The following is a 25,318-nucleotide window of genomic DNA, read 5'->3' as shown; positions in this document are numbered from 1 at the left end:
TTTATCATTGAGCCGAATCGCTTCGTGGTCACACGTCATCAACTAAATCAACAAATCACTTCTAACAAGAATAGTTTTAAGATTGTCCAAATCAGCGATCTCCATCTCAAACAATTTAATAATCGGGCACAACGTATCGCCGAACAAGTTAATAAACTTAACCCAAACATTGTACTATTTACTGGAGATTCAATTGATCAAGTTGAACAGCTTGATGGATTTGATCGCTTTTTGTCGCTTCTTGATAAGCAAACAGCTAAGTATGCAATTATGGGTAATTGGGAATACTGGGCAGGTGTCGATTTAAAACGTTTGACAAAAATCTATGCCACTTATAATTGCAGCTTATTAGTTAATCAAAGTATTTTACATAAATATGGCGAATATTCTATATTAATCACGGGATTGGATGATTTAGTCAGTAAACCCGATTTAATCAAATCACTTCAAGGTCTTCGTCCTCAACAAAACCATTTATTACTCGCCCACTCACCAGCATATCGAGACTCATTTTCAAGTGATGAGTTAGCAAAGATAACACAATACAAACCACAATATATGTTATCAGGGCATACTCATGGTGGCCAATTATCATTCCTTGGCTTTGCTCCTTTACGCCCTCCTGGTAGCGGACGTTATGTCAGTGGTTGGTATCGAGATGGTGCGATTGCCCTGTACGTATCGCGTGGACTAGGAGTTTCCGTTTTACCAGTGAGAATGGGTGTAATTCCAGAGATTAGCTATTTTGAGTGGTTTTTGAACCGCTCAGTTATAACATCATCTAAGTAACAGTTAATTAGATGGTTTATTTTTTGAGAAATTTACGGTAGCTTGTCTTTAGTGAAAGTAAACACTACCTAATATCAAAATCAAATTAGTTATGCTTAGATTACGGGCTGTATGGTTCACTCCGGTAGCTGCGGCGCTTTTAAGTTTTGGACTAGGTACAAAAAAAGTAGTGGCGCAGATACAATATCCATTTTCAGCTATCTACAATTCAGAAACTACTCTTGAACCGATCGCAGGAAACATTTTAAAAATAACCAATATAGGTGAAAGTGCTAATGCGCCATACGGTCTAACTAGACTTGTAAATATCAGCTATGGCAATCTCGACAATAATACAGGTGTGATTACAATTGAGCCAGATCCAGCAACGTTTGGATTAAACGACTTACCACTTGGTAAAATTACAATTTTTGGTCAAGGAGCAGATAAGCTATTCGGAACCACCAGAGGTACTGCTACCCTTGACTTTCAAAATTTTGTGGGCACGGTTTCTAATACTATAAGTATTACTGGTGGATCGGGTACATTTGACGGTGCGATTGGCACACTGATCTTGTCCGAAAATCTTACACTTAACCCAGATCCAACTGCTCCTGTAAGAGGTCTACCTCTAATCTCAGGTTCTTTTCAAACGTTTCAAACAGTTCCAGAACCGAGAAATACCACGGCGATATTTAGCATCGGCTTAATTGGAGTGGGTTTTCTGCTACGCCGACATAGAACATCGACTTAGAGTTATTGGTTAATCAACATTTAAGTGATGGTCTAGCCCTTAAGAACACCGAGCGTGCGCTCGCATTTTTCATCGAATATCAGTTTCTCTAAGCCTAAAAACTTTGCCTTTACTCATACAGTTAAGGAAATTGCAAATCAAAACTCTTTTACTTGTCGCGGATCTTCATCAGGTGGATGCCAACCACCTTTGAGCCAAAGACGACGAGCTTTGACAATAGACCCTTCATTATGACGTTCATCATTGAGGTCTAAACGATTACTTGTAGCTCGTCCTAAAGAACTAATTCCAATAATTTTTAGACCATCTGCTGACCAAATAAAGTGGTCTGACCACTTTTCCTGACGTGGATTAAACAGAGGTAGCATCTGGCCTGTATCTGGATCAATTCCAGTGGTGAAATTGTAGCGGTATCCATTACAACGCTGACAGGCTAATGCCAGATTATCAGGTTCATCCGAACCCTTAAGAGACTGGGGTACAATATGGTCAATAGAAAATAGAGCAGCACTTGCTTCTTCTGAAGAATGACAGTCTTCACAAAGAAATTTTGCTCTTTGTCTGACTAATTTTTTGGTTGCATCATTAACTGTCATGATTCAGAAATGATTTTGGCGTTGAGCAAGGTAAAAATTCTATCTAGTTCCAATATGCCTACCAATTCAGCATCTTCTTCTGTGGTTAGCAATCCAGCTTTCTTTTTCTCAGACAATTCTTCGAGTCGAGACTGTAATTCTTCAGTAAATTTAAATAAATGTATGTCCCTAACTTTACTGAGTTTTATTCCAGAATCTACCCAGAATGAGGGTTGAACCATCATTTGAGTAATCATAGGCTGTATGTCTCGTTTAATTTAGCGGACTGGTGGTATTTTAACAGCGAATCTTCGGTTACCAAAGAAACTGTAGATAAATACTGGCAGCATAAAGACAAGGAGTACCAACATTATAAACGGCGATCGCTTCTTTAGGTAGTAAGAAGTAGGTTTGCTTAAAGTCACAGTTGGATAAAACCCAAGTGAAAACCTCCTTAAGCAATTGAGCCAAAGTTTACCCAATATACGAAGCAAAAAACTAAAGATTACGATCCTGACAGTAGGTTCTAGGGGTTGACTAGGTAAGTTGAGCTATTAGATGGCTTGGCTGAAAAATCCTAGACAATTGAAGAAGCAGCATCATCCCTCATACCCTACTAAATACTCTTGAACTAAAGGAAATAAAGCGATTGCCATCTGTTCAAATTTATCGCCGTCTGGATAGGGGCAAGATACAGCCAAGTTTTTGTCATTTTGCCAGTGCTTGTTATATGGTTCTGGGTCTAATGGTGCGTAGATAAAAGTTAACACCTGATCGCGCCACCAGCCACTTAACTGAATTAGTTTCTTTCCTGGTAACAAGTAAAAGTTAAAACTAGGATAGTAATTATGTTTGTGGAGAGGATCATAATCAATTAAACTATTTTGAAAGTAAGCTTCAAAATAAATAGCGTCTGATAAGCGATTGTAGACTCTTCCCTTCTCCTGGATAGGAGATAATTTAAAACGTAGCCAAGGGAAATGCACTTGGGCTATTTTTATTGCTGCAAGTTCAAATTCGATGGGAACAAGAACGTTATTATTCATTTTTTCCTTTGTGCTTTAAGAATAATTTAAAATATTTTGGGTTATTAATAACGTTTACTTTAGTGTACAATTCTCTAAAAATAAAATAATTTTACTAAAATTTAACTGAATTAATTAATATTCATTTAGTCACAGCTTCGATTTTGTGATTGTAAACGTTCTCGAATTAAGAGCGACCTACCGTTGAGATAACGAGTGCAAACATTGGTATCTAATAAATACCTCACAGAATTTCTTCCCTTGTCTCAAAATCACCTTCATAGTCAATAACAATTGGATCGTCTTGACAACTACCGTAAGTCTGCTCAAAAAAGCCGGGTGACCATCCCAGTTCTTCTGGTGTTTTTGTATGTGTTGATGGTTCTATTTGTTGATAAATCACCACGACTTCCATTTCTTTGTCTGTGATGCCAACGGGAATCTCAAGGTGCAAAATGCCGTCAGCCCCAACATGAGAACATAACTTAATACTTTGCATTACTGTTGTCTCCTATTCCTTGGTTGATTGAAAATTACGGGGTATCTCATCTATAATGCCGTATTCTTTTTCAATCACACTCAACAGCTTCTTCTCCATAGCTGTCAAATACGGTCGCTTCAACTTTCCCAAGTGCTTTAAGATAGCACTTGAGGCATCTTACAAGTTTTGATTTTCCCATAGCCTATGAATGCGTAGGCGTAGCCCGCCGCAGGCATCGCTTCCTGTGGAAGAAATAGCACCATCGCTGATTAACTGCATCTGCTGAGATTCAGATGAATAAGCCAATTCCNTGAGAATTATCTCGCCAAATCGACGCAGGTGTTAAACTCGCTATGAAAAAAGCTATTGAAAGACACCGCCGTTTAGTAGAATTTATTAGCATTTGGCAAAATGGCCAAGTTGTGAGATTAACCGCCATACAAATTCCTCCCCTCAACTGAGATGAGTAACCTATTTTCCCTCATTCCAGATCAAATCCGAGATAAATTACTACTGACGGAAGATAAAAAACAACTACTTCAACAGCAAACCATTACTCAAGATATCCCAGGAACAATTCTGCGGGATTTTCAAACTATTTTAAAATTTCTCCAACCCAACGGCGTTGAAGTTAGTAGTACTTATCACCAATTCTCGCTTAAATATCTCCAACAACTTAACTCACAATTGAGTTATCCCATAGATATTAACCTTAAACGTCCTGTACAAAAATCCTATCCTTATATTCACGGTCTTTATTTCCTTCTCCGCACCTCTGGACTGTCTCAAGTTATTACCGAAGGTAAAAAGAGCAAATTAGTTTTAGACCAAAAAATTCTGCAAGTTTGGCAAGGATTAAACCACACAGAACAATATTTTACCCTGCTAGAATCTTGGTTAGTTTGGGGAGAAAGCGAACTCTTAGGCGACCAAAGAGATATGTTTGACCAAGCATATCGCTGTTTATTATTTTGGAACAATCTCCCATCATCAGGATTAAAAATGAATAATTACTCAGAACAAGATAAATTAGTTTATTATCCTGGTTTCCACAATCTCGCTCTCTTACATTTATTTGGATTAATTGAACTGACATCAGTCAAACCACAAGCCGCTAAAGGCTGGCGTTTTACTCATGTAAACCCCAAGGCTTGGGGTAATGCTCTCATGGCTGTATTAACAGAAAGTCGCTCAAATATCCAAGTAGAAGATTACGCCACTTTTCGGTTAGATTTTCGCATAGCTTTTGACAATTTAAAACCCTATCTCCAACCCTATTTCCCGGAATGGTCACAAACATTAGTGATTGCAGAAGGCGGTTTTACTGAGGGTGTTTACATATTTAAAGCTACTTTACAGGATGCTTGGCGACGGATTGCTATTTCTAGTTACTTCAATTTAGATGAAGTCGCTGCCACAATTGTGCAAGCATTTGATTTTGATCCAGAACACCTCTACAGATTTATTCACAAAGACCGTTTAGGAAGAACTTTGGAATTTAATCATCCTGTTGTCGAAATTCCCCCTGATACCTGCGATTTTCGTTTAGGCGATTTATCCCTAGAGGTAGGTAGTCATTTACAATTTATCTTTAATTTACTCCAAGAGTGGGAATTTGATTTATATGTGGAGAAAATTGAACTAGCCAATGACAAAATGAAAAAGCCCAAGATTCTTGAATCTTATGGTGAACCGCCAGCGCAGTATGGTGAAGAAGAAGAAAGCTGGGAATAAATTTGCTACTGTGATTGGCTACGTTCTAATCCATACATACGTGTCAGAATTGGTAGGGCAATCGCTCTTGCTTGATAATCATTGTTTGCTTATTGGGCTTTATTTATTCTCTATCTCCACTGCACCTAATGCTTTGAGTGAGGCTTTCGCAGCTTCTGTTAGACCTCTAATACCTTTGATACTCATGCCTTCATAAGGTCGAGGAACTCTCAATATCTTAAGGCACTCACCTGTTTTAATATCCCAAACCCTAATAGTTTCATCTTGGCTGCTACTTGCTATAATCGAACCTTCGTAATTTAAAGCAACTGACCAAACACCTCTAGTATGTCCATGTAAAGTTTTTAAGCATTCGCCGTTTTTTGGATTCCACAGTTTTACAGTTTCATCCGCACTACCACTAACTAAATTTTGATCATCAGGACTAAAAGCTAATGATTGGACATCATGAGTATGTCCATGTAAAGTTTGTATGCATTCGCCTGTTTTAATATCCCATAACTTTATTGTGTTATCTTTGCTACCACTAGCTACCATTAAGCCATCAAAATTGAACACTACTGTATGTACTTCAGCAGTATGCCCTCGCAAAATGTAAATGCATTCACCTGTTTCAATATCCCATAGTCTAACTGTTAAGTCATAACTACCACTAACAAGTATTTTGCCATTAGGACTAAATGCAACTGATTGCACTGGATCAGTATGACCTATTAAAGTTGTAATGCATCTACCGTCATTTACATTCCATAACTTGATTGTATCGTCAGCACTTCCAGTGGCAAGATTTTTACTATCAGGGCTAAAACAAACTGATCTAATTCTATGAGTGTGTCCCTGTAAAGTTTTAAGACATTTATTTGTATTAAAATTCCACAATCTAAGCGTTGTATCCTCACTGCCACTAACCACAAATTCTCTATTAGGGCTGAAAGCGACTGACCATATCCAACTTTTATGCCCTCGAAAAGTTTTCAAACATTCATCTGTAGCTATATCCCATACCCTTATCGTATAGTCGTCACCACCGCTTGCAAGCAAATTGCTGTTAGGATAAAAAGCAACTGACCATATCCAGTTTGCGTAACCATGTAATGTTTTAAGGCATTGACCTGTATTAACTTCCCATAATTTAACGCTTCGGTCATGACTTGCACTAGCCAGGATTTGATTATTAGAATTAAAAACAACTGAGTCAATTGGGTGAGTATGCTCTCGGAAAATATGTAAGCATTCACCTGTATGAATATTCCATAGCCTAACTGTTGTATCGTCACCTGCACTTGCTAGGAACTTGCCGTTGGAACTCCAACTTACAGACTGTACCTGACTTGTATGTGCATGAAACGTTTTAATACAATCACCTGTATTGATATCCCATAAGCGTATGGTTTTATCAGAACTTCCACTAGCTAAAGTTTGACCATTAGGGCTAAAAGCAACTGAACGAACCCAGTCTGTATGTCCCTGCAAAATTCTTATACAATCACCTGTATTGATATCCCATAAGCGTATGGTTTTATCAGAACTTCCACTAGCTAAAGTTTGACCATTAGGGCTAAAAATGACTGTCCTTAAACCTTTGCTATGCCCCTGTAAAATTCTTATACAATCACCTGTATTGATATCCCATAAACGTATAGTTTCATCAATACTGGCACTAGCAACTATTTGACCATGAGGAGAGAAAACAACCGACCTAACAACGTTTGTATGTCCATAAAATGTTTTTAAGCATTTACCTGTATTAATATCCCATAAGCGTATAGTTTTATCAGAACTTGCACTAGCAAAGGTAACACCATCAGGGCTAAAGGCAACTGACATTATCCAACTTAGGTGTCCTTTAAAGTTAAAAATTTCTTTTCCATCAGCAACTTGCCAAACACGAATTTGACCATTTGCATCACTTGCGACTAAATATTTACTATCAGGACTAAATGCTACTGACTGAACGCTTCCAAAGGCTTGAGTAAAAACAGAACCAACTAAGTTGGCTTCATTAAAATTGGTACTTTGCAAACTGGCATCAGTAAAATCAGCTCCCTTAATTACTGCACCACTAAAATTTCTGCCTTCCAAAGTCACCTTGTCTACCTTCACAGCTAAAGTTGCTGCATTCCCGCCAATATAACCCACTTCATCTTCGCTTTTGCCCCGCGTCGCCTCAATAACTTTAATAAGTAACTCATTATTACCTAACATCGGTAAAAGTAAATCCATAACTGCTTTTGTGAGTGGCGTTTTGCCAAAAGTATCCCTCAACTTATTTGAAGACTCACTTCTAAATTTCCTAAGTGGTGCGTTCCCCAAAGGGGTTGCCGCAGGCATCGCCACACTACACCCATTGTCATCCAATTGACGCGAAAAATAACCAGACCAAGTATAATCAACAGGCGCTGTACTGCTATCCAAACCTGACTGTGCTTGGGCTAATTCCGTAAAATCACTAGCTAATACCCCCAACTCTGCCGCAAATTTATACGCCACAAAAAACTCTAACAGTGATCTATGCGCCGGGGTATAGTCACCATCAGCATTGCGGACAAGCATCGTCTGCGCCATCATGTCATAATGCCAGTGGTCTAAATCCTTCTCTTCTTGAACAACAGAACCAAACAAGCGGCGAATACGTTCTGGAAAAAGCCGATAATTCAGGCTCATTTGGTCATTAGACAGCATTTCCCAGGAGATTTCACACAAAAAGTACAGTTTTTCTGCTAAAGAAGTAAAAGTACGCTCCGCTTTGATGTCCCGTTCCATCTTGCGCCGCACTGCATACAAATAAACCCGTGACATATCCACAGGTTTACCCGCCTTAATATCTGGCAATGCTTCCAAGATTAAGTCAGTCATCACTGGGCGACGAGCTAAGTCTAATAATTGCGGATTGCCTACTACTTGTTCTACTGTCGATGCTTCAGCTTGGTATGACAAAACCTGCCGAATTTGCTCATCATTGAATTTCTCCAGTTCTAGCACTTCAAATTGAGGTGTTTCGCCAGTTAATTTTTTAGTTGAAGCTTGCAGTTCTGCATTTAATAAAGCACGTCCTTCCTTCGCCTCTGGGAAATGCTCAGTACGACAGGTGAGGATAACTTTAGCACCAGGAACTACCACCTTCGCCAGTTCCCAAAAGTTGTTAATCATCTGTTGGCGGTCAACTTTTGCTGCCATTTCGTCAAAGCCATCGAAAATGAGCAGCAACTTACCCATACGATTAAGTTGGTCAAAGACTTCGCTGTTAATGCGGATATTGTGTTGGGTAAAAAAGAAACCTGCCAAAACATTCTCAACATTTAGTGCCTTGGCAAAGTCACGCAGGGTAATTACCAAAGGTAGACGGGGACGTTCAACGCCACGTTTTTGGGCATCGCGGTAACGTTGCAATGCAGTCCAAGCATAGTGAAAGACAAACCAAGTTTTCCCTGTACCAAATTCTCCCAGAATTGAAATATGCTCTTTGGCTGGGTCATCAAGCCAAAGGTCGATATACCCATCAATCCAGCCGTCTTCTTCCTCATAACGACTCACTCCAATCCGCCGCTTGGTAATTGGGTCAATTTCTTCTTTTGTACAAGCAAGCGGTACATATTTTGTATCAACTTTTCGGCGTTTGATTTCTGCTTCTAGCCAGTCGAGATAACCATTAAAGTCAGCATCCAAGTCAATGAGTTCGTCAAATGTAAAACAGTCAAGGTGACGATTTTCTTCTTTCTTGACTTCATCCCTTGCTGCGCGGGAAATCCGACGGGTAGTCACCAGCCATCCTTCATCAGTTTTTTGTTCTTCAACTGAGGAACGCAACGCCATGACATCACTCAGTCCCACCTCTCCTGCAACGCCACGTATAAGAATACGGTCATAACTGCGACGTACTGGGATGTGAATTATCCATTCAAAATATTCCTCTGCCCAGATTTCATATTTTTCAAAGTCATAGCCCAAGGTTTCAAACCATCCTCGCATCTGTTGGGCAAGTGCGATCGCTCTACATTGATTTTCAGTTGCAGTTCCTGGTAGTGCGGGATAATTCTCTACTGCCAACCTTGCTATTTCTGTCCGAATTCCCTCCAGCGTTGGCAATCTTTCCAGTTGTTCTTGGATACAAGCAATCCTTTTATGTAGAGAACCAATTTTCTGGTTTAGTAAAACATCAGAGGGTGTGCGAGTGCGTTTAGCAACTTCGATAAATACAGTTGCAAATTCAGCCACTTCTCGCCTGACATCAAGTTCCAAACTACTAATCTCATCACCCAAGGTATAGGTATCTAAAAAAGCATCAACCTCAGAAAGCAGAATTGAGGGGTTATTGTGGTCTAATGCTGTGCGAAAAGCTTGTTTAATTGCTTGTTGTCGGAACAATTCGAGCAATGGCTTAGGTTTGCCTACCCCATATTCTACTAAGGCATAAGCATAAACACCACTAAAATCAGCAGGTGGATGCTCTGGATCGAGGTGAAATTGCTGGAGTAACTTAATTACAGTCTCCGAACGCAGAATTTTTTCTTTAATTAAAGGGTTGGCGATGCTAGTAATTGCGTTGAAGACCAGATCCAGGTTAATCAAGCTCATTATAAATACTCCAAAAACACAGAGCTATCTTGCTAACTAAGGGTTAATTACTGTTACAAATAATATACTGCCAAAAACAGTTTTATTTTATACTTTCCCAATGATTATCGAAAGAATACATTTAATAACTGTAATCTGCTAGGCGATCCCTTTGCTCCTCCTGTTCAACAATATTTTTTCAGAGTTGATTGCAAAGTAGATTTTGGAAGTAGTTGATAACTGTTTCGGCGTAGTTCGCCGCAGGCATCGTTTCCAGTGCATCACTCAAGGTATATTTGCGAGTATTCGTCGCGTCAAATTAAATTAAAAATAATGAAAAGACCACAAACTGTCAGGTCATTGGAAGAATTAGGTCGGGTACGTTTGTCAAAAAACTTTTTTATGCGTGATTTTCTACACTCAGAAATTTCTCAAATTGAAGGAATCCCAAATATACCAGATAATCCTGATTTGGCGATCGCCTCCGGCAAAAGTCTTTGTGAACAAGTTCTAGAACCAATTCAACAAGCTTTCGGAAGAATCAGCATTCGCTCTGGATATCGGTCATCTGCTGTCAATGCTAAAGGTGCAGAAAATAAAAACCAGTACAATTGTGCTAGTAACGTATCTAACTATGCAGTTCATATCTGGGATGTTCCAGACGCTCAAGGTTATATGGGTGCTACAGCCTGCATTATTGTGAATTCTTTCATTTTATTGTTACTGATCGATAGGCGATAATAAGCAGATAAATTCATACTTTAATTCTGCAAGACTCTATTTAAGCCATTTCTCGCTCCATTCTTTTTTAATTTCATAACCATTATTATTAAGATGATTTAATTCTAATAACCCACCTTCTACCTTATAAGAATACGCATCTTTTTTAAATCCACAGAGATCTATAGCTCCATAACCTGTTTTTATATCCTGGGTAGGAAGCATCTTTGTTCCTAAGTGATAATAAGGTTTACCTTCCCATTCACCAGTTCCAAACCATATTACCTCTTTATTTAATGCCTCTTTATTTAATGGAAGAACACAACGTATACCCCAGTCTCTTGAATTAGGTTTTTCAATTCTTCTTTTGGTTAGAATAGGATATACTTTGTACTTTTGAAATTTTTTTCCACATTTAAATCTATTTGTTGGCTGACCTAATGGAAAATATTTAATTTCAGAATTCGATTGAGCTAAAGTCCACTTTTCTATTAGTCCTTTTTCATCTTTAGTTTGAAATTCTAATATAGAATCTTCTTTTTTATTAATTATATTAATTTGCATTTTTTTCTTTAAAAGGCTATTTTTTGGGTTGTAATCATCGAGGGCAAAAATATTAGTAACGCTTGAATTTGAATTTTCGTATGAGCTTTCTCCAATATGACGATATTCTTGATTATTCATTCTGCCTTCACCATACCATACAAGTCTAAAGCTTTTATTTCCTAGCTTTTTATCTCTAACCGTGTTTATTTTAAGGAGACAACGTATACCAGTAACTTGATTGTTATTCAAAGTTTGAACAGAATAAGTATAAACATGTGGGCTACAGATAGATCCTTTTTGTTTTGATTTTTCATATACTTCCCTATTTGTTACACTTACATTATTAAACTCAGCCTCAGAAATATTAGATTCCAATAGTTTAACTTTTGACAAATTTGTATTTCTATCAATTTTAGTTTTCCTTAAATTAGCACCTATTAAATCAGCATTTTCTAAATCAGCATTTTCTAAATTAGCATTTTCTAAATTTACTCCTACTAAATTAGCTCTATTTAAGTCACTATCTTTTAGATTAGCTTCTATTAAGGTAGCTTCTCTTAAGCGAGCTTCAGTTAAATCCGTCTTCTCTAGTTTGGCTTTTTGAAGATCAGCGTATCTTAAAGAAGCTTGTGATAAGCGAGTCCTTCTTAAATCTGCACCTGAGAGATCCGCACTTGAGAGGTCAGCACCTGAAAGGTCAGCACCTGAGAGGTCAGCACCTGAGAGGTCAGCACCTGAAAGGTCTACTCTTGGCAGCTTAACTTTTACTAGATTAGCTTTACTTAAGGATATAATTGGCTTGTTTTTACTACTTGAAGGAGAAAAATTTCTATTATTAATTAGATTTGCCTCTATTAAGAAAAATAATAAAATTCTTTTACTATCTTCATCTAACTGTTCTAACGTATTTATTGTTTTAACACGAGCTAAATTTTGAACTTCTTCATTCTTGCGTAGAGGATTTCCGTCTTGAATTAACAGTTGTTTCATGTAATCTATATATTTTGTAAGTTCTTCCTTTTGATAACGTTTATTTGACTCTTCTTGCTGAAAGTAAATAGTTTGAAAGGCAGCTATAACCGTTAATACTGCAATTAATTGAGGTATAAAATCCCAAAATGTTTTACCCTTAAGTCCACTCCATTTAAAAATAAGAATAAAAGTTGACTTAAGCCTTTGTTGCAATTTCATTGTAATAACTCCATCATTTGCTCTATTTCTATTAAGAAATGAATTTTTATCTCTACACTTTTCATTGAATAACACTCTTGTGTTAGATTGGGAGAACCTAACCGATGAAAGCCCTTTGAGCTTTTTCAGTTTTTCACTAGAAATAAATATTAGTTTTTACTAGAAAATAAAGCTTCAATCCTTGATTGGTTAACAGTTTCATAATCTAGCTTCGACAATTGTTTTCCAATAGGGACACAAGAGGGATAAAATTAAAGTTCTTCCACTAGGTAAAACGATAGGAAAAAAGCAAACTATGTAAATAAAAATGAACTAGATTAAAATTCTCTTCACCCTACCTCCTACTTTTGTTTAACAATAAATATTTACACTGCTACACTTACACAGCTTTTATATTTCAATACATTCTGTCTATAACAGAGCAGTAAATAGCGAAAAATGAAGCAACATAAAACTAGTCATGTATTGTTGCAAGAATAATTATGGCTTTACTGCTAAATTTAGCTACAAGCGTACAAAGCCATATTCCAGATTGATATTAGCAATATCAGTAGATTTACGATAGCAGTTAAGCTTGATAAAATCTGAACTCTTGAACCAATAGTTGTTGCATCCTTGTCCAGTCTTGAATCCAGCACTTAAAATAATTTAAAAATAAAAATATATTTTATCGCCAAAATTGCTTAATTGCTTATCCTTCTTGCCTAGCTTCTGGCTCCAAAACAGTCAACAATTTATCCTCCAACGCAGTCAAATAAACACGATTCAGCTTCCCCAAAGACTCCAAAAACTTCTGCACCGACTCCTCCAGCCCACTCGAATACACCCGATTGATGCGTAGGCGTAGCCCGCCGTAGGCATCGCAAATCACCTGCATCTGCTCACACTCGGCAGGCAAGTAATTGAAGGATTTCAGATGCTGCAAACCAACGGTGTACACACCATCCCAGAGTTTTACAGTGCAGCTGAATTGGCCCACATGGTTAACGATACCCCAACAGCCACCTTTGCCTCTAAGTTCAGGATTCTCTTTAACAAGGATTTGGCACACTTCACCGATTTGGTAGGTATTGGGTACTTTCGTCCTTTCCATTATGCGTTGTACTACCTCTTACTTATAAAGCGCTGAACTTGGACGGATACATCAGGAAAAGCTAGGGGTGAAATAGTACCTGTGGTTAATGTCAGTTCGGTTTTGTATTTCCCATTTTTTAGGTCACGAAATACTTTTAACTGCGGAGTCTTCAGGTTGACAACCCAGTATTCAACAATACCGGCCTCAGCATAAATGTCTTTTTTGTCACCTAAATCTTTGCTCAGGGTGGCTTTGGAAAATTCAATAACCCAAAAGATATCTTCTGGGTAAGGATGGTGTTCTAAGTAGACCTCACCTAAAGGTTTGACAATCGCAACATCGGGAGCAGGTTCGGAATCGTTGGGTAAGGTAATGGGTTTGGCATCGCGGATTTTTACCCGTTCGCCGAGTAGTGTGCGAAGATAATCAGCTGCTTCTGTGTTGTAGTAGGCGTGAGGTTCTCGTTCTGGGGGCATAACAATCAGGTCGCCACGCAATAGTTCAATGGACTGGTCATCAAAGATACCTGCCTCTATTGCTTGGTGATAACGTTTAATTGTCCATTTATAGGTAGTTACGGTCATAACCATTATTTAGCTCAAAGCCAAATCTATCATCAATCCATATTCTTTCTCAATCAAACCTAACAGCTTCTCTTCTACCTTCGTCAAATACGGTCGTTTAAACTCCTCCAACTACTTCAACACAGGACTTGGAGCATTTTCCAAATTTTCGCGGTTCTGCAATCTACTGATGCGACACCGAATAGCCCACCGCAGGCATTCGCTCTTAGAGAAATGCCAGTTATCTACATCTTCTGAAATTCTATTGAGTTTTGTTCATTTTTAGCCAGTTGTAGAGCCTTAACTGAACTCTGTTGAGCGCTGTATCAATTTTGTAGAGCGTTTCTACAGCACTCCTTTGACAACTGGCATAGTACGGTACACTAGAAGCGGAAAGTTTTGCCCTATCCCTCGTACAACTTCTTGAATGTCCCGTTGTGGTGATATCTCCATTGAAACTGCAATCCAAAGACATTGGATGCCAATTTGCCAAAATTGTTTAGGGTGTTATCTCTCTGCCATATTCAGACTCCAGAAGCGTCAATAATTTCTCTTCCACAGCAGTAAGATAAGGCCGATTTACCTTCCCCAATAAGTGCAACAGACTTTTGACTGTCTCCTCCAGAGAATCGGAATACACTCGACTGATGCGATCGCTGATTAACTGCATCTGCTCACATTCCTGGGGCAGGTAGTTGAAGGACTTCAGGTGCTGCAACCCAACGGCGTACTCGCCATCCCACATTCTCACGGTGCAACTAAAGTCATTCACTGCGCTGACAATCGCCCAGCACCCGCCCTATGTAGGCGATCGCTTTGCTCCTCCTGGGTCAACTCTGTTACTTCAACAGCAGTAACCGTAATTGTTGCTGAAGCTGGGTTTGCTTCAAGGTCTTGGTTATCTGGTGGTGTGTCCTCACTAGATGAAGCAGAGGTGCAGAGGTCTATGGCAGGAACCCATAACGCGGGACGGGGGCAGAGGTGCAGAGGGGAAGGAATTTGTACAAGGAATCTCTTCTGTCACCCTACCACCAAAATTAGAGATGCCCAGACGAGTGCGAGTGAGGCGTTAGCAAGATACCTGCTTTCATCAAAGTGTCAATTACCTCTGAGATATAGCTGCCCGTAAACTGTAACTACCAGACTCTCCGGCTTCAAAAGTGTTAGCCAACAGATAATAGACACCATTTTCTGGTAAGGTAACAGTCAATCGAGCGTTAAAATCCTTTGGGTAAATGTCGTCATTCTGTGCTATCAGTCGTTCTTTAGCAGGAAGCAGTAAGTATAAGTGAGAGTCTATTTGCTGACTATCCATCTCAATAGTTATTTGTTGACCTGCTTTACCTTCAAACACATAAGTGTGAAAATAGCTATTATTTGGTAAAGTGCGATCGCCATTTTTCAGACTCGCTTGTAAAGCTTTACCATTCAAGGGTAAATCTGTATCTTCATTATTACTAGGTTGTTGACGCCCACTTGCTAACTGAGCATTACCTTGTTCTACAGCTACTAAAAAAGGCTGAATTAATTCTGTAGGGATTGCCAAACTAATTCCAAAGCATTTTCTGAAGGCTTTTGAGCAACGAATAAAGGATGATTTTTTATTGTATTAATTTCTGTTTTTGTTAGCTTAGGTGGTGCTTGATTTACTACCTGTAACAGTTCTGGTTTCAATCCAGATTTTGTCAGCAAACCGAAAATGCTATTAATTGGGACTCCTAAACCTAACCCTAGTTCTTGTTTTTCACCTATTCCCTTGGGTTCAATACTTGTATTAATGCCAATTACTTGTCCTAGTGCATCTAATACTGCTCCCCCACTCATTCCAGGTTGTGTCAGATTTGTGTAACCCAAGTCATAACCCGCATCAATAAGATTATTTAAATAATCTAAGCTTTCTGCACGAATAGATATTGATACTTTTCTATAACTACGCAACCCTGCTGTCAGTTTTCTTTTTCCTGCTGCTTGTTGAGGAAATCCAGAAAGAAATATCCACGGTTTTTGCCAGGAATAATATAGGTTATATTTAGCAATTGTGGCAACTGCATAAGTTTGATTACTAGTAAATTTAACTACTGCTGCATCTAATCCCTCTGATTTAAATATGTTTGATTGCTGTACTGCATACTGCTTGCCATCTGGGGCAATAATTGCATAATTATCTGGGTTTTTGACTACATGAAGTGCAGTGGCTACATAGTAAGTGTCGCCTTGTTTAGCAATAATTACTCCTGAACCATTTCCATTATTTTGAGAATCAATTCTTACAGTAATCTGTTGAGCAATATTATCAACTTTATCAACGAATGTGTTACCTGCTGGGATTGTTGCTTGTTGCTGATTGCGCCATTCTGGAGGAATAATTGCTAAGTTAGGTGCAACTTTTGCTAAAGTTTGAATGGGAACTGCAAAACTCAGTTGTCGCAATTGCTGAAGTTGTTCCGCACTAGGGCGAGTTCCATCTTGATAAAAATAAGTTTCCTTTAAAATGGCATTGTTTGTTAATCCATTTATCCCGATTAATTCACCTGCTTGATTTAATAAAGCCCCTCCACTCATTCCTTGTCGAATCTCATTGGTATAACCAATTTGATAACCTCCTACTAATGATTTTTCAGATAACAGAGATATTTTGCCATTACTAATGACTATTTCTTTGCTATCATCGGGAAACCCAGCAGCAAATACTTCTTTATTTTCTGATAAATTGGAGTTGTTTGCTAAAGCAATAACTTGGTAGTTTTCTTGAGATTGAAACTGCAATACAGCTAAATCATTACCAGCTAAAGAATCTCCACGACTAATCACTGTAGCTGCATGAGTTTTGCCATCAAATGTTTGTATGCTATTAGTTCCTTTGGTACTAATGACATGGGCGTTGGTTAGGATAGTGTAAGTTTTTCCTTGTTTACTAATTAATACTCCACTTCCGCCTTTATTAGGACTAAAGACTTTAACAGTAATAGATTGAGCTAATTGACGGATTTTTTCTGATGATAAGGTATTATTTGCTAGTACAGAATTTGCTTGATTAGATAGTTGCTGGGATGTTGCAGTGTAGGCGAAAGGAAGTACTAAAGAAGTACTTAAGATTGCGATAATCAACGAATTAAGTTGGTTCATTTTTCAAGTTGGATAAAATTCAGGCGTTGCTTAGGGTAGAAATTATTCTTTGCGTCTCTGGAACGCAAAGGTTAGCGCAGAAGGTACGCAGAGTTTTATAGCGCTTCTTGCTTGAGTCCAATACAGACCTAACCCCCAGCCCCAACTCGTCGCGGGAAGGGGAGCAAGATTCAAAGCCTCTCTCTTTTTAGAAGCTACGGTGTACACGCAAGTCTTGTCGCAGCCATATCTTTATTAATAAATCTCGCACTGCGTTTCTGTCCCGCCTCGGAATTCATTCCGAGTCTTATAGCTGAAGTCCACTTAAGTGGACTGAATAATCAATTTAGTCCACTTAAGTGGACTTCAGCTATTAGCCTTGAACTTTAGTTCAGGGCGGGATGTCGGTAAGTGTGAGAGTCAAAATTGATCTTATTCCTTCTCAACTGGGGCTGTTTGCAGAAACTTCTTGATATCAATTTCGTAGTAAACTGATTGTTGTTTAGAACTATGCTCTACTGGTTTAGTAGCACGTCCTCTAAGAATGTCTTTGAGCTCATTGAGAATATCTAGAGGATCGTCTTGAGGTCGTAGAGTTAACAGTGTGGTATCGCAAGCACCGTCTTCTTGTTTGGCTGTGCAAATTACCGCTTGATTATTCACAGTACCGTTGGCGATATAAGCCAGACTTTGATTGTTGTAAGCAGTCTGGAATCGAGACGATACTTGTTCACACCTCTCTTCTGGAGTAACAGTCCCACTAATAAACCAGGCATATTTCCAACGTATAATTGCAATTTTCCCCCGTTCCGTCCAAGCGTAAGTAGTGGGAAAGCGCAGATTAGTTGCTTGGTCATAACCCGAAGCACAGATAAAACGAACTTCATCAGCTTTGGCTTGACTAATCATAGAAGTAATGCAAACAACAGTCAAAGCACAGCCAGTGAATAGAGAAACGATTGGTTTGAGTTGCATAATTTTTCTCCGTAAATCTAGAAAAATAAGGTTTTTGGAATAATTGCGTATCAGATATTTTCTCAAAACCAGCACAATCTGTACAAATAAAAATCAAACTTGATTCTTGAGATTAATCTTAAAATCAAATTTACACACAACTGTATATTTGATAAAAAGTTCATTTATCTCAGTTGCACACATATTGAGGTGAAGTTTTCTTCACCATTGTTCAGTTTCTAACTGAGACTTGCTAAAGTCAATATGAAATTTCTTCATGCTTACTACTTGCCTTGTTGTCATCCACATTATTTTTTATTTGGAGAAATATAACTGTTACTAAAACAATCTAATCTTGATGAGTGGCACAAAGTCAAGTACCCCAAAAATTCCTGATTTATTTGATGGATAACTTATTAGTGAAAACTACGTTTCTCGAATTTATCTATTCGTTAATTTGGGGTAAAGGCAAAATAATGGTATCATTTTTAGCAAAATCTAGGCTGTGTTAAATAAGTCAGCATGATAAAACCAAGGGTTTCTAACCCACCTTCGTGGGTTTTGTCTGTATAGCCAAGCNCCGTGCGGGAACAGGGGGTTTCCTCCATGAGCACTTATTAGACATCTCCGAAAAAGATTTAGAAACCTTAAAGTCAGGCGCAGACCTAACCCCCCTACCCCCTTCCCTTGCAGGGAAGCACAGGGTGGATTAATTGTCGGGAGAGAAAAAGTTTTCTCACTCGACCATTGGACTCACAGGCATTGGGCAAAAGGAGTCGGAGTGGTCAAATAGCGCATCAAAAATCATTTGAAGTTGGTTAGCCATCAGCCTTAACGCTTCGGGAAGAGTCCGACAATTTAACTGACGAGCCAGGGAAACTAAAAACTGTCTGACCATCGCCCAATTAGCTGGTGAAAAACCGCCAGTATGAATACAGTTATCTTCATTTAAAGTTACATCCTTGACCCAATGAAGTTGATTTTCAATTGACCAATGACCACGAATAATCTCCGCGAATTCTGAAGCTGAATAATTTCAGCTACTTAAATAAAAGTGTTGTTCATGATAGTCAACAATCTGGCGACGACAATTCTATCCTTGAGGTCGAGTTCCATATCTGTTAACCTCAATTAAACTTTTAGCGCCAACCCAATCAGGTAGTGACTCAAATGGAATTGGATAGACTTTGACTTGACGAGTAGTCTTTCGTCCATGTAAATTTTCATCATGGTAATTGGTATCGATAGCGATTGAGGATTCAGCTAGCTCAGTAGCTACTTTCAGGAGATTTGGCTGGTTTCTTTTAATAGTAATAATGTAGTCATTTTCTCCCTCGATAATCAGCTCAACAGTTTTTTTTGGCAATGTAGTGCATCGGCTGTAATCACGATATGATGCCCATAAAGCTTTTTAATTAGCTCTTCTACCACACTAATCTCACTGTTTTTGTTATTTTCCATAGCTTGATGTCTGATTACCCATCCTTGCTGATGACTATAAACTGAAACTGAAACGATACTCACAAAGTTTTGATAGGATTGATTTCCCCCGGTTACAGTACTTTTAATACATTTCCCATCGATGGCAAATAATTCTTTGAAATTAATTGGCAAACTCTTTTCTGCCCAGACGTTAAACAGTTCAGCTAATATCTGAAAATCAATTGACATCATAATATTTCTGAATGTTGATGCTGACGGAAATTGAATATCTGGAGATAAATCTAATAATTTGATTAGAGATAATCGATGATTTTTTGTGAACTCAGCTAAAGGTTTATACCCCCAATATCCTGTACAACTACCTAACAAAACTATAGTTAGTATTATCCAAAGTCTATGTCTAATACCTCTAGCATGTCGATAATCGGGAACCCCTTGGATTGCTTCGATTAAATTCATTCCTAACTTTCCTCTGGGAGAACCGTGTTTTTCTTAAGGAATCATCCTTCTATGTTATATTTTCTCTCTCGACAATTAATCCACCCTGCCCTTCCCTTGCAGGGAAGGGGGAATTAAAGCCTCTCTCCGCTTCGGGGAGAGGTTTGGAGAGGGGTCATGCAATTAATTAATTTTCGGAGATGTCTATTAAATGGCTTTATATAAATTCTTGGGGGTTGCCCGAATTCAATAAACGACTGCCCGAATTCAAGGGAGCATCCCAATTTTGCAAATCTACCAAGGTAATCAGCAATTTTTGTAGGGTGGGCACTGCTTAACGTTCACTCAAACCCTTCTTTTTACGTTGTGGGCAGTGCCCACCTGGAGGTTATTGAGAATTGTGCAAGATATAGGCTCCTTATTCCCTACTCCCCACTCCCCGCCCACGTAGATAATTTCAAAAATAAAATATGATTTTTATAGAAAAATGCTGATAAATCAAGAAAACTTTGAAAAAATATATCAGGATGAATTGACTCCTAAACAAAAGAAAGTATTGCCCTTATTTTTAGCTGGACAAACAGATGAACAGATAGCAAAAGAACTTGGCGCTACCCATCGTTCCACAGCTAGCCATCAACTCAGAAATATATCTACTAAATTTGGTTTTCCCCCTGAGACAGAACCAGATTATCGTTGTAATTTAATTGAGATGTTTGCTAAATATAAACCGGAGTTAGTTAGTGCAAAAGTTTTAGAAAAATGTGGGTATATCATCCAGAATATCCGCTTTCCAGATGGGCCGGAACCACTAAATTCTGCTTTTTATCAAGAACGTTCCCCTATTGAATCTCGTTGTTATACTGCTATTAAAGAACCAGGCGGACTAATTCGGATTAAAGCACCTAAGCAGATGGGTAAAACTTCCCTGTTGAAGAGAATTATCGCTGAAGCTAAGAAAAGTAGTTATAATATCGTTTATTTGAATTTTAGCTTAATAGAAAAAAATAAATTTACTAACGCTAATGATTTTCTTCGTAGTTTTTATGCTTATGTGATTAATCAACTACCTTCAGCGCCTTCACTATCTGTATGGGATAAAGATACTCCCAGTATGGTGAACTGCACTTTAACATTTTACAGATTGCTAAAACAATTAGATGGGGTTTTAGTTTTAGCTTTAGATGAAGTAGATAAATTATTTGAATATCCAGAAATTTATGAGAACTTTTTTCCAATGTTGCGTAATTGGAATGAAAATGCTAATGAGTCAGAAACATGGGAAAAATTGCGACTAGTAGTAGCACATTCTACGGAAGATTATGGACGTTTAGATATTAATCAATCTCCTTTTAATATCGGATTACCAATTAAATTAGAAGAATTTACTGAAGAACAGGTGAAGAGTTTAGCTATCCGACATGGATTAGATAGTAAAAATATTCTTCCTATTATGTCTTTAGTGGGGGGACATCCTTATTTGGTGCGGTTAGCACTTTATTATTTGGTATGTCAGGATGTAACTATTGAGGGATTGCTTAAAGAGGCTACTAGAGATACAGGGATTTATACTGAACACTTACGCCGACATTTAGAGACTCTCCAAGAAAATCAAGAGTTAGGAAGGGTCTTTCAAGAGATAGTGAGTAATACTCAAGGGATTAAAGTAGAGCGCAAAAATCGACAACTTTATCAATTAGATAGTATGGGAGTGATTAAATTTAGCAATAATTTTGTGATGTCACGCTGTAGATTGTATTATGAATATTTTGGCGTAGGCGTAGCCCGCCGCAGGCATTGCTTGTAATTCAATCTAGGTTTCTGAGTCGTAAAAAATTAAACGAACCACCAAGAAGCTAAGGGCGCAGAGGTTAAATGGAATTTAATAACTATTATAAAGTTGGTGGTAGTTTAAATGCTAATCATCGCACCTATGTCGTCCGCAAAGCAGATATACAAATATTTGAACTGCTGAAAGCTGGAGAATATTGTTTTGTATTTAACTCGCGTCAAATGGGTAAATCTAGTTTGCGAGTTCAGACAATCAAAAAACTTAGAGCAGTAGGAATAAAATGTGCTTCTATTGATTTAACTATCCTTGGTAGCCATACCAGCCCCGAAAAATGGTATAAAGGATTTGCTAATCAGTTATTATCTAGTTTTGAAATAGATGATATAGATTTTAATAGCTGGTGGTTACAGCATGACTATTGGACGGAGATACAGAGATTAAACTTACTTTTAGAGTCATTACTGCTAGAGAAATTTAGCTCTAAAATTATCATTTTTATCGATGAAATTGATAGCCTAATCAAAAGTAAATTTAAAGATGATTTTTTTGCTTTAATTCGCGCTTGTTATAATCTCCGCGCTGAATCTTCAAAATATGAGCGTCTAACTTTTTGTTTGCTTGGGGTAGCTACACCAGGAGATTTGATTCAAGAAAGAGAACGCACGCCGTTTAATATTGGTAGTTCAATAGAATTAACTGGGTTTAGCTTTGCAGAAGCGAAAGATGCGTTAATTCCGGGATTAGCGGATAAAGTAGAGCAGCCAGAAGCGATGTTACAAGATGTCTTAGATTGGACTGCTGGGCAACCATTTTTGACTCAAAAATTATGCAGTTTAATTGTGCAAGAAGCAGAAAATAGCTATAGGAGTGTTAATGAATTAGTTGATAATTATATCATCCAAAATTGGGAAACTCAAGATGAACCAGAGCATTTAAGAACAATCCGCGATCGCTTACTACGAAATGAAAAAAAAGCTAGCAGATTACTAGGATTATATCAGCAAGTATTGCACTCAAGTCAAGGAGTTATTATAGATGGCAGTCAAGAGCAAACAGAATTAAGATTATCAGGTTTAGTAGTTAAACAAGACGGTTATTTAAAAGTATATAATTTTATCTATAAAACAGTCTTTAATCAGCAATGGCTCAGGCAAGAATTAGATAAACTCCGCCCTTATAGTGAAGCAATTAATAACTGGTTTAATTCTCACAAAGAGCAATCTTGGCTATTGCGAGGAAAAGCCTTAGATGAGGCGTTAGTCTGGGCGGTTGGCAAAAGTTTAAGTAATTTAGATTATGAATTTTTGCAAGAAAGCCAAAAAGTTGCTACAGAATTACAAATTGAGGTCAATCAGAAATTAGCATCAGCTAGTCAAAAATTAACCAAAGCTAATCAAACCGTCAAACAAAAGTTAGCTGATGCAAATAAAAAAGCAAAATACATAGTTGGGATTGGGGGAAGTATAGCAATTATCCTCATACTACTAAGTGTGATTGTCGGACAAAATCAACTGCAAACAGCCAAGGAAGCTACAAAACTTACACAAGTTGGTTATAATGCTGCACAACAATTTCAATCTAAACAACTTGAAGCTTTACTTTTAGCTATGAAGGCTGGACAAGATTTAAAATATCTTGTGAAAAATCAGTCTGATTTGAGAGAATATCAAACAATCACTCCCTTGTCTGCTTTACTAAATATCCTTGTCAATATTCATGAATATAATCAATTTGATACTGGTCAAACAATACTCAATAATCTAACTTTTAGTCCTGATGGCAAAATTATTGCTTCTGCTAGTGATGATGGTACTATTAAATTATGGAATCATAATGGAACTGCGATCACTACCCTTATTGGGCATAAAAATAAGCTAAGAAGTATTAGTTTTAGCGAGGATAGCAAAATTATTGCTTCTGCTAGCCAAGACGGAACTATTAAACTCTGGCAGCGAAATGGTACTCTCATTAAAACCCTCTCTGGACATCAAAGTTGGGTAATTAGTGCTACATTTAGTGCCGATAACACTATTGCCTCTGCTAGCAAAGATGGCACTGTAAAACTCTGGAATTCAGATGGTACTCTGATTAAAACTATACCACTCAAAAGTAATACAATTACTAGTGCTACCATCAGCCCTAATGGTAAAATTATTGCCGTTGGTCATGAAGAAGGAAATATTGAACTATGGAAAAGTGATGGAACTTTAATTAGAAAAATTGAGGGACATAAAGGTTGGGTGACAAGTATTAGCTTTAGTCCTGATGGAGAAAATATTGCTTCTGGTGGTGATGATGGAACTATTAAACTTTGGAAAGCTGATGGTACTTCAAGTACAACTATCCAGGGGCATACAGCTAGGATAAATACTGTCAGTTTCAGCCATAATGGTAAAATAATCGCTTCTGGTAGTAGTGACCAAACTGTAAAAATTTGGCAACTAGATGGTACTCGAATTAATACCTTAGTTGGACATGGCGATTCAGTCGCTAGCGTGAGTTGGAGTCAAGATGACAAAATTATTGCTTCTGGTAGTGAAGACGGAATTGTGAAACTCTGGAAGCTGAACGCAGATATGATGACTAAATTAACTGGGCATAAACGCGGGATAACCAGCCTAAATTTTAGCCGTGATGGTAAAATAATTGCTTCTGGCGGTGGCGATGGTACTGTGAAACTATGGCAGCGAAATGGAACTTTAATTGTTAATCTTACAGAACATCAAGGTAGGATAAATAGTATCAGTTTCAGCCCTAATAATAGAACTATTGCTATTGGTACCGATCAACTAATTGCTAAAATTTTCCAGCTTGATGGTACTCTCATTCATCCTCTGACTGAATACAAAGGGGTAACAAGTGTTAGTTTCAGTCCTCATCAACAAATAATTGCTTTTGGTACTGACCAAGGATCTATTAAACTTTTAAAATCAGATGGAACTTTAATTAAAACCTTCGGCGAACATAAAAATTGGGTAACAAGTGTCAGTTTTAGCCACGATGGTAAAATTGTTGCTTCTGGTGGCGATGGCGAGGATGGAACTATCAAACTTTGGCGCTTAGATGGAACTTTAATTACTACTCTGATTGGACATAGAAAGGGTATTAATAGTATCAGTTTTAGTCCTGACGACAAAATTATAGCTTCTGGAAGTACAGACCAAACTATCAAACTTTGGCAGCTAGATGGGACTTTAATTACTACCATGACTGGACATAGTGATTCTGTAAATAGCGTCGGGTTCAGTCCCGATGGAGAAATTATAGCTTCAGGAAGTAGAGACAAAACTATCAAACTTTGGAAAAGAGATGGAATTCCTATCACTACCCTAAATGGACATAGTGACTCAGTAACCAGCGTCAGTTTTAGTCCTGATAATAAGATTATTGCCTCTGCTAGTAAGGATGGTAAGCTAATTTTATGGAGTTTGCAGTTAGATGATGCACTAGCACGAGGATGTCAATGGCTCCAAGACTATTTTCTCACTCATCCAAAAGATCCCAATGGGTTGCGTTTTTGTAGCAATCGCATTGCTCGCCACTCTACGTAACTAGATTATACTTTATACTCTTGTTCGAGAATATATCAAATTCCAGCTA

22 protein-coding genes and 1 pseudogene are annotated in these 25,318 nt (G+C 38.0%); 6 read left to right on the top strand and 17 right to left on the bottom strand.

Features of this window, described 5'->3' with window-relative positions; all coding sequences use genetic code 11:
- Positions 1 to 24 precede the first annotated feature (24 nt).
- Positions 25 to 789: a metallophosphoesterase gene (locus QUD05_RS00625; RefSeq protein ID WP_289794501.1), complete on the top strand. Its 765-nt coding sequence runs from the start codon at positions 25 to 27 to the stop codon at positions 787 to 789.
- Positions 790 to 880: 91 nt separating this feature from the next.
- Positions 881 to 1,522, top strand: a complete 642-nt coding sequence (locus QUD05_RS00620; RefSeq protein ID WP_289794500.1) for a hypothetical protein — start codon at positions 881 to 883, stop codon at positions 1,520 to 1,522.
- A gap of 137 nt (positions 1,523 to 1,659) precedes the next feature.
- Here QUD05_RS00620 and QUD05_RS00615 read toward each other — a convergent pair whose 3' ends face one another.
- From QUD05_RS00615 to QUD05_RS00590, 6 genes are all read right to left on the bottom strand, one after another.
- Positions 1,660 to 2,118 carry an HNH endonuclease gene (locus QUD05_RS00615; RefSeq protein WP_289794499.1) on the bottom strand — a complete coding sequence of 153 codons (459 nt, stop codon included), beginning with the start codon at positions 2,116 to 2,118 and terminating at the stop codon, positions 1,660 to 1,662.
- Positions 2,115 to 2,354, bottom strand: coding sequence for a hypothetical protein (locus QUD05_RS00610; RefSeq protein ID WP_289794498.1), 240 nt, complete (start codon positions 2,352 to 2,354; stop codon positions 2,115 to 2,117). The genes QUD05_RS00615 and QUD05_RS00610 overlap by 4 nt, the downstream gene beginning before the upstream one ends.
- Positions 2,355 to 2,412: 58 nt before the next feature.
- Positions 2,413 to 2,568 (bottom strand): hypothetical protein, encoded by a 156-nt coding sequence (locus QUD05_RS00605; protein WP_289794497.1) that lies wholly within the window; start codon positions 2,566 to 2,568, stop codon positions 2,413 to 2,415.
- A gap of 128 nt (positions 2,569 to 2,696) precedes the next feature.
- On the bottom strand, positions 2,697 to 3,143 hold the full coding sequence (locus QUD05_RS00600; protein ID WP_289794496.1) for a hypothetical protein: 447 nt from the start codon (positions 3,141 to 3,143) through the stop codon (positions 2,697 to 2,699).
- 223 nt (positions 3,144 to 3,366) lie between these two features.
- The gene (locus tag QUD05_RS00595) at positions 3,367 to 3,621 is read right to left on the bottom strand and encodes a hypothetical protein (protein WP_289794495.1); all 255 of its coding nucleotides are present in this window, start codon (positions 3,619 to 3,621) and stop codon (positions 3,367 to 3,369) included.
- 159 nt (positions 3,622 to 3,780) lie between these two features.
- Positions 3,781 to 3,909, bottom strand: coding sequence for a hypothetical protein (locus QUD05_RS00590; protein WP_289794494.1), 129 nt, complete (start codon positions 3,907 to 3,909; stop codon positions 3,781 to 3,783).
- 156 nt (positions 3,910 to 4,065) lie between these two features.
- On the opposite strand from QUD05_RS00590, the gene QUD05_RS00585 reads away from it, so the two are divergent.
- Positions 4,066 to 5,337, top strand: coding sequence for an IS1096 element passenger TnpR family protein (locus tag QUD05_RS00585; RefSeq protein ID WP_289794493.1), 1,272 nt, complete (start codon positions 4,066 to 4,068; stop codon positions 5,335 to 5,337).
- A 99-nt stretch (positions 5,338 to 5,436) separates the two neighbouring features.
- Here the strand turns inward: QUD05_RS00585 and QUD05_RS00580 are convergent, their stop codons facing one another.
- A complete protein-coding gene (locus QUD05_RS00580; protein WP_289794492.1) occupies positions 5,437 to 9,912 on the bottom strand; it encodes a WD40 domain-containing protein in 4,476 nt (1,491 codons plus the stop codon).
- Positions 9,913 to 10,224: 312 nt separating this feature from the next.
- Here QUD05_RS00580 and QUD05_RS00575 point away from each other — a divergent pair.
- Positions 10,225 to 10,605: pseudogene (locus tag QUD05_RS00575) on the top strand (peptidase M15); the annotation flags it as partial.
- Between the two features lie 63 nt (positions 10,606 to 10,668).
- Here QUD05_RS00575 and QUD05_RS00570 read toward each other — a convergent pair.
- The 10 genes from QUD05_RS00570 to QUD05_RS00525 form a co-directional block, all read right to left on the bottom strand.
- Complete coding sequence (locus tag QUD05_RS00570) at positions 10,669 to 12,423, bottom strand: pentapeptide repeat-containing protein (RefSeq protein ID WP_289794491.1); 1,755 nt, start codon at positions 12,421 to 12,423, stop codon at positions 10,669 to 10,671.
- A gap of 616 nt (positions 12,424 to 13,039) precedes the next feature.
- Positions 13,040 to 13,441, bottom strand: a complete 402-nt coding sequence (locus QUD05_RS00565) for a hypothetical protein (protein ID WP_289794490.1) — start codon at positions 13,439 to 13,441, stop codon at positions 13,040 to 13,042.
- Between the two features lie 11 nt (positions 13,442 to 13,452).
- On the bottom strand, positions 13,453 to 14,007 hold the full coding sequence (locus tag QUD05_RS00560; RefSeq protein WP_289794489.1) for a Uma2 family endonuclease: 555 nt from the start codon (positions 14,005 to 14,007) through the stop codon (positions 13,453 to 13,455).
- A 478-nt stretch (positions 14,008 to 14,485) separates the two neighbouring features.
- Positions 14,486 to 14,758, bottom strand: a complete 273-nt coding sequence (locus QUD05_RS00555) for a hypothetical protein (protein ID WP_289794488.1) — start codon at positions 14,756 to 14,758, stop codon at positions 14,486 to 14,488.
- Between the two features lie 330 nt (positions 14,759 to 15,088).
- Complete coding sequence (locus QUD05_RS00550) at positions 15,089 to 15,532, bottom strand: PPC domain-containing protein (protein ID WP_289794487.1); 444 nt, start codon at positions 15,530 to 15,532, stop codon at positions 15,089 to 15,091.
- Positions 15,511 to 17,112, bottom strand: coding sequence for a S1 family peptidase (locus tag QUD05_RS00545; protein WP_289794486.1), 1,602 nt, complete (start codon positions 17,110 to 17,112; stop codon positions 15,511 to 15,513). Before QUD05_RS00545 ends, QUD05_RS00550 begins: the two co-directional genes overlap by 22 nt.
- 411 nt (positions 17,113 to 17,523) lie before the next feature.
- The gene (locus QUD05_RS00540) at positions 17,524 to 18,066 is read right to left on the bottom strand and encodes a COP23 domain-containing protein (RefSeq protein ID WP_289794485.1); all 543 of its coding nucleotides are present in this window, start codon (positions 18,064 to 18,066) and stop codon (positions 17,524 to 17,526) included.
- Between the two features lie 715 nt (positions 18,067 to 18,781).
- Complete coding sequence (locus tag QUD05_RS00535) at positions 18,782 to 18,943, bottom strand: hypothetical protein (RefSeq protein WP_289794484.1); 162 nt, start codon at positions 18,941 to 18,943, stop codon at positions 18,782 to 18,784.
- A gap of 195 nt (positions 18,944 to 19,138) precedes the next feature.
- Positions 19,139 to 19,411: a hypothetical protein gene (locus QUD05_RS00530; protein ID WP_289794483.1), complete on the bottom strand. Its 273-nt coding sequence runs from the start codon at positions 19,409 to 19,411 to the stop codon at positions 19,139 to 19,141.
- The gene (locus QUD05_RS00525; RefSeq protein WP_289794482.1) at positions 19,387 to 19,947 is read right to left on the bottom strand and encodes an ISAs1 family transposase; all 561 of its coding nucleotides are present in this window, start codon (positions 19,945 to 19,947) and stop codon (positions 19,387 to 19,389) included. Before QUD05_RS00525 ends, QUD05_RS00530 begins: the two co-directional genes overlap by 25 nt.
- A 466-nt stretch (positions 19,948 to 20,413) precedes the next feature.
- Here QUD05_RS00525 and QUD05_RS00520 point away from each other — a divergent pair, with 466 nt between their 5' ends.
- Both QUD05_RS00520 and QUD05_RS00515 read left to right on the top strand, forming a co-directional pair.
- Entirely contained in the window at positions 20,414 to 21,733 is a 1,320-nt protein-coding gene (locus tag QUD05_RS00520; protein WP_289794481.1) for an AAA-like domain-containing protein, read from the top strand.
- Positions 21,734 to 21,801: 68 nt separating this feature from the next.
- Entirely contained in the window at positions 21,802 to 25,269 is a 3,468-nt protein-coding gene (locus QUD05_RS00515; RefSeq protein WP_289794480.1) for a WD40 domain-containing protein, read from the top strand.
- Positions 25,270 to 25,318: the final 49 nt, after the last annotated feature.

Origin of the sequence: Nostoc sp. GT001, assembly GCF_030382115.1 — a bacterium.
In the GTDB taxonomy this organism is placed as follows: domain Bacteria; phylum Cyanobacteriota; class Cyanobacteriia; order Cyanobacteriales; family Nostocaceae; genus Nostoc.
The sequence above is the reverse complement of the archived record's forward strand: the minus strand, read 5'-3'. Positions and strand labels throughout refer to the sequence as shown.

Bases quoted from the DNA above. Each gene is read 5' to 3' on its own strand.
- QUD05_RS00600 (WP_289794496.1), bottom strand. From the start codon at position 3,143: ATGAATAATAACGTTCTTGTTCCCATCGAATTTGAACTTGCAGCAATA.
- QUD05_RS00580 (WP_289794492.1), bottom strand. From the start codon at position 9,912: ATGAGCTTGATTAACCTGGATCTGGTCTTCAACGCAATTACTAGCATC.
- QUD05_RS00515 (WP_289794480.1), top strand. From the start codon at position 21,802: ATGGAATTTAATAACTATTATAAAGTTGGTGGTAGTTTAAATGCTAAT.
- QUD05_RS00620 (WP_289794500.1), top strand. From the start codon at position 881: ATGCTTAGATTACGGGCTGTATGGTTCACTCCGGTAGCTGCGGCGCTT.
- QUD05_RS00525 (WP_289794482.1), bottom strand. From the start codon at position 19,947: ATGAATTTAATCGAAGCAATCCAAGGGGTTCCCGATTATCGACATGCT.
- QUD05_RS00535 (WP_289794484.1), bottom strand. From the start codon at position 18,943: ATGGTCAGACAGTTTTTAGTTTCCCTGGCTCGTCAGTTAAATTGTCGG.
- QUD05_RS00545 (WP_289794486.1), bottom strand. From the start codon at position 17,112: ATGAACCAACTTAATTCGTTGATTATCGCAATCTTAAGTACTTCTTTA.
- QUD05_RS00520 (WP_289794481.1), top strand. From the start codon at position 20,414: ATGCTGATAAATCAAGAAAACTTTGAAAAAATATATCAGGATGAATTG.
- QUD05_RS00540 (WP_289794485.1), bottom strand. From the start codon at position 18,066: ATGCAACTCAAACCAATCGTTTCTCTATTCACTGGCTGTGCTTTGACT.
- QUD05_RS00585 (WP_289794493.1), top strand. From the start codon at position 4,066: ATGAGTAACCTATTTTCCCTCATTCCAGATCAAATCCGAGATAAATTA.
- QUD05_RS00610 (WP_289794498.1), bottom strand. From the start codon at position 2,354: ATGATTACTCAAATGATGGTTCAACCCTCATTCTGGGTAGATTCTGGA.
- QUD05_RS00560 (WP_289794489.1), bottom strand. From the start codon at position 14,007: ATGACCGTAACTACCTATAAATGGACAATTAAACGTTATCACCAAGCA.
- QUD05_RS00595 (WP_289794495.1), bottom strand. From the start codon at position 3,621: ATGCAAAGTATTAAGTTATGTTCTCATGTTGGGGCTGACGGCATTTTG.
- QUD05_RS00565 (WP_289794490.1), bottom strand. From the start codon at position 13,441: ATGGAAAGGACGAAAGTACCCAATACCTACCAAATCGGTGAAGTGTGC.
- QUD05_RS00615 (WP_289794499.1), bottom strand. From the start codon at position 2,118: ATGACAGTTAATGATGCAACCAAAAAATTAGTCAGACAAAGAGCAAAA.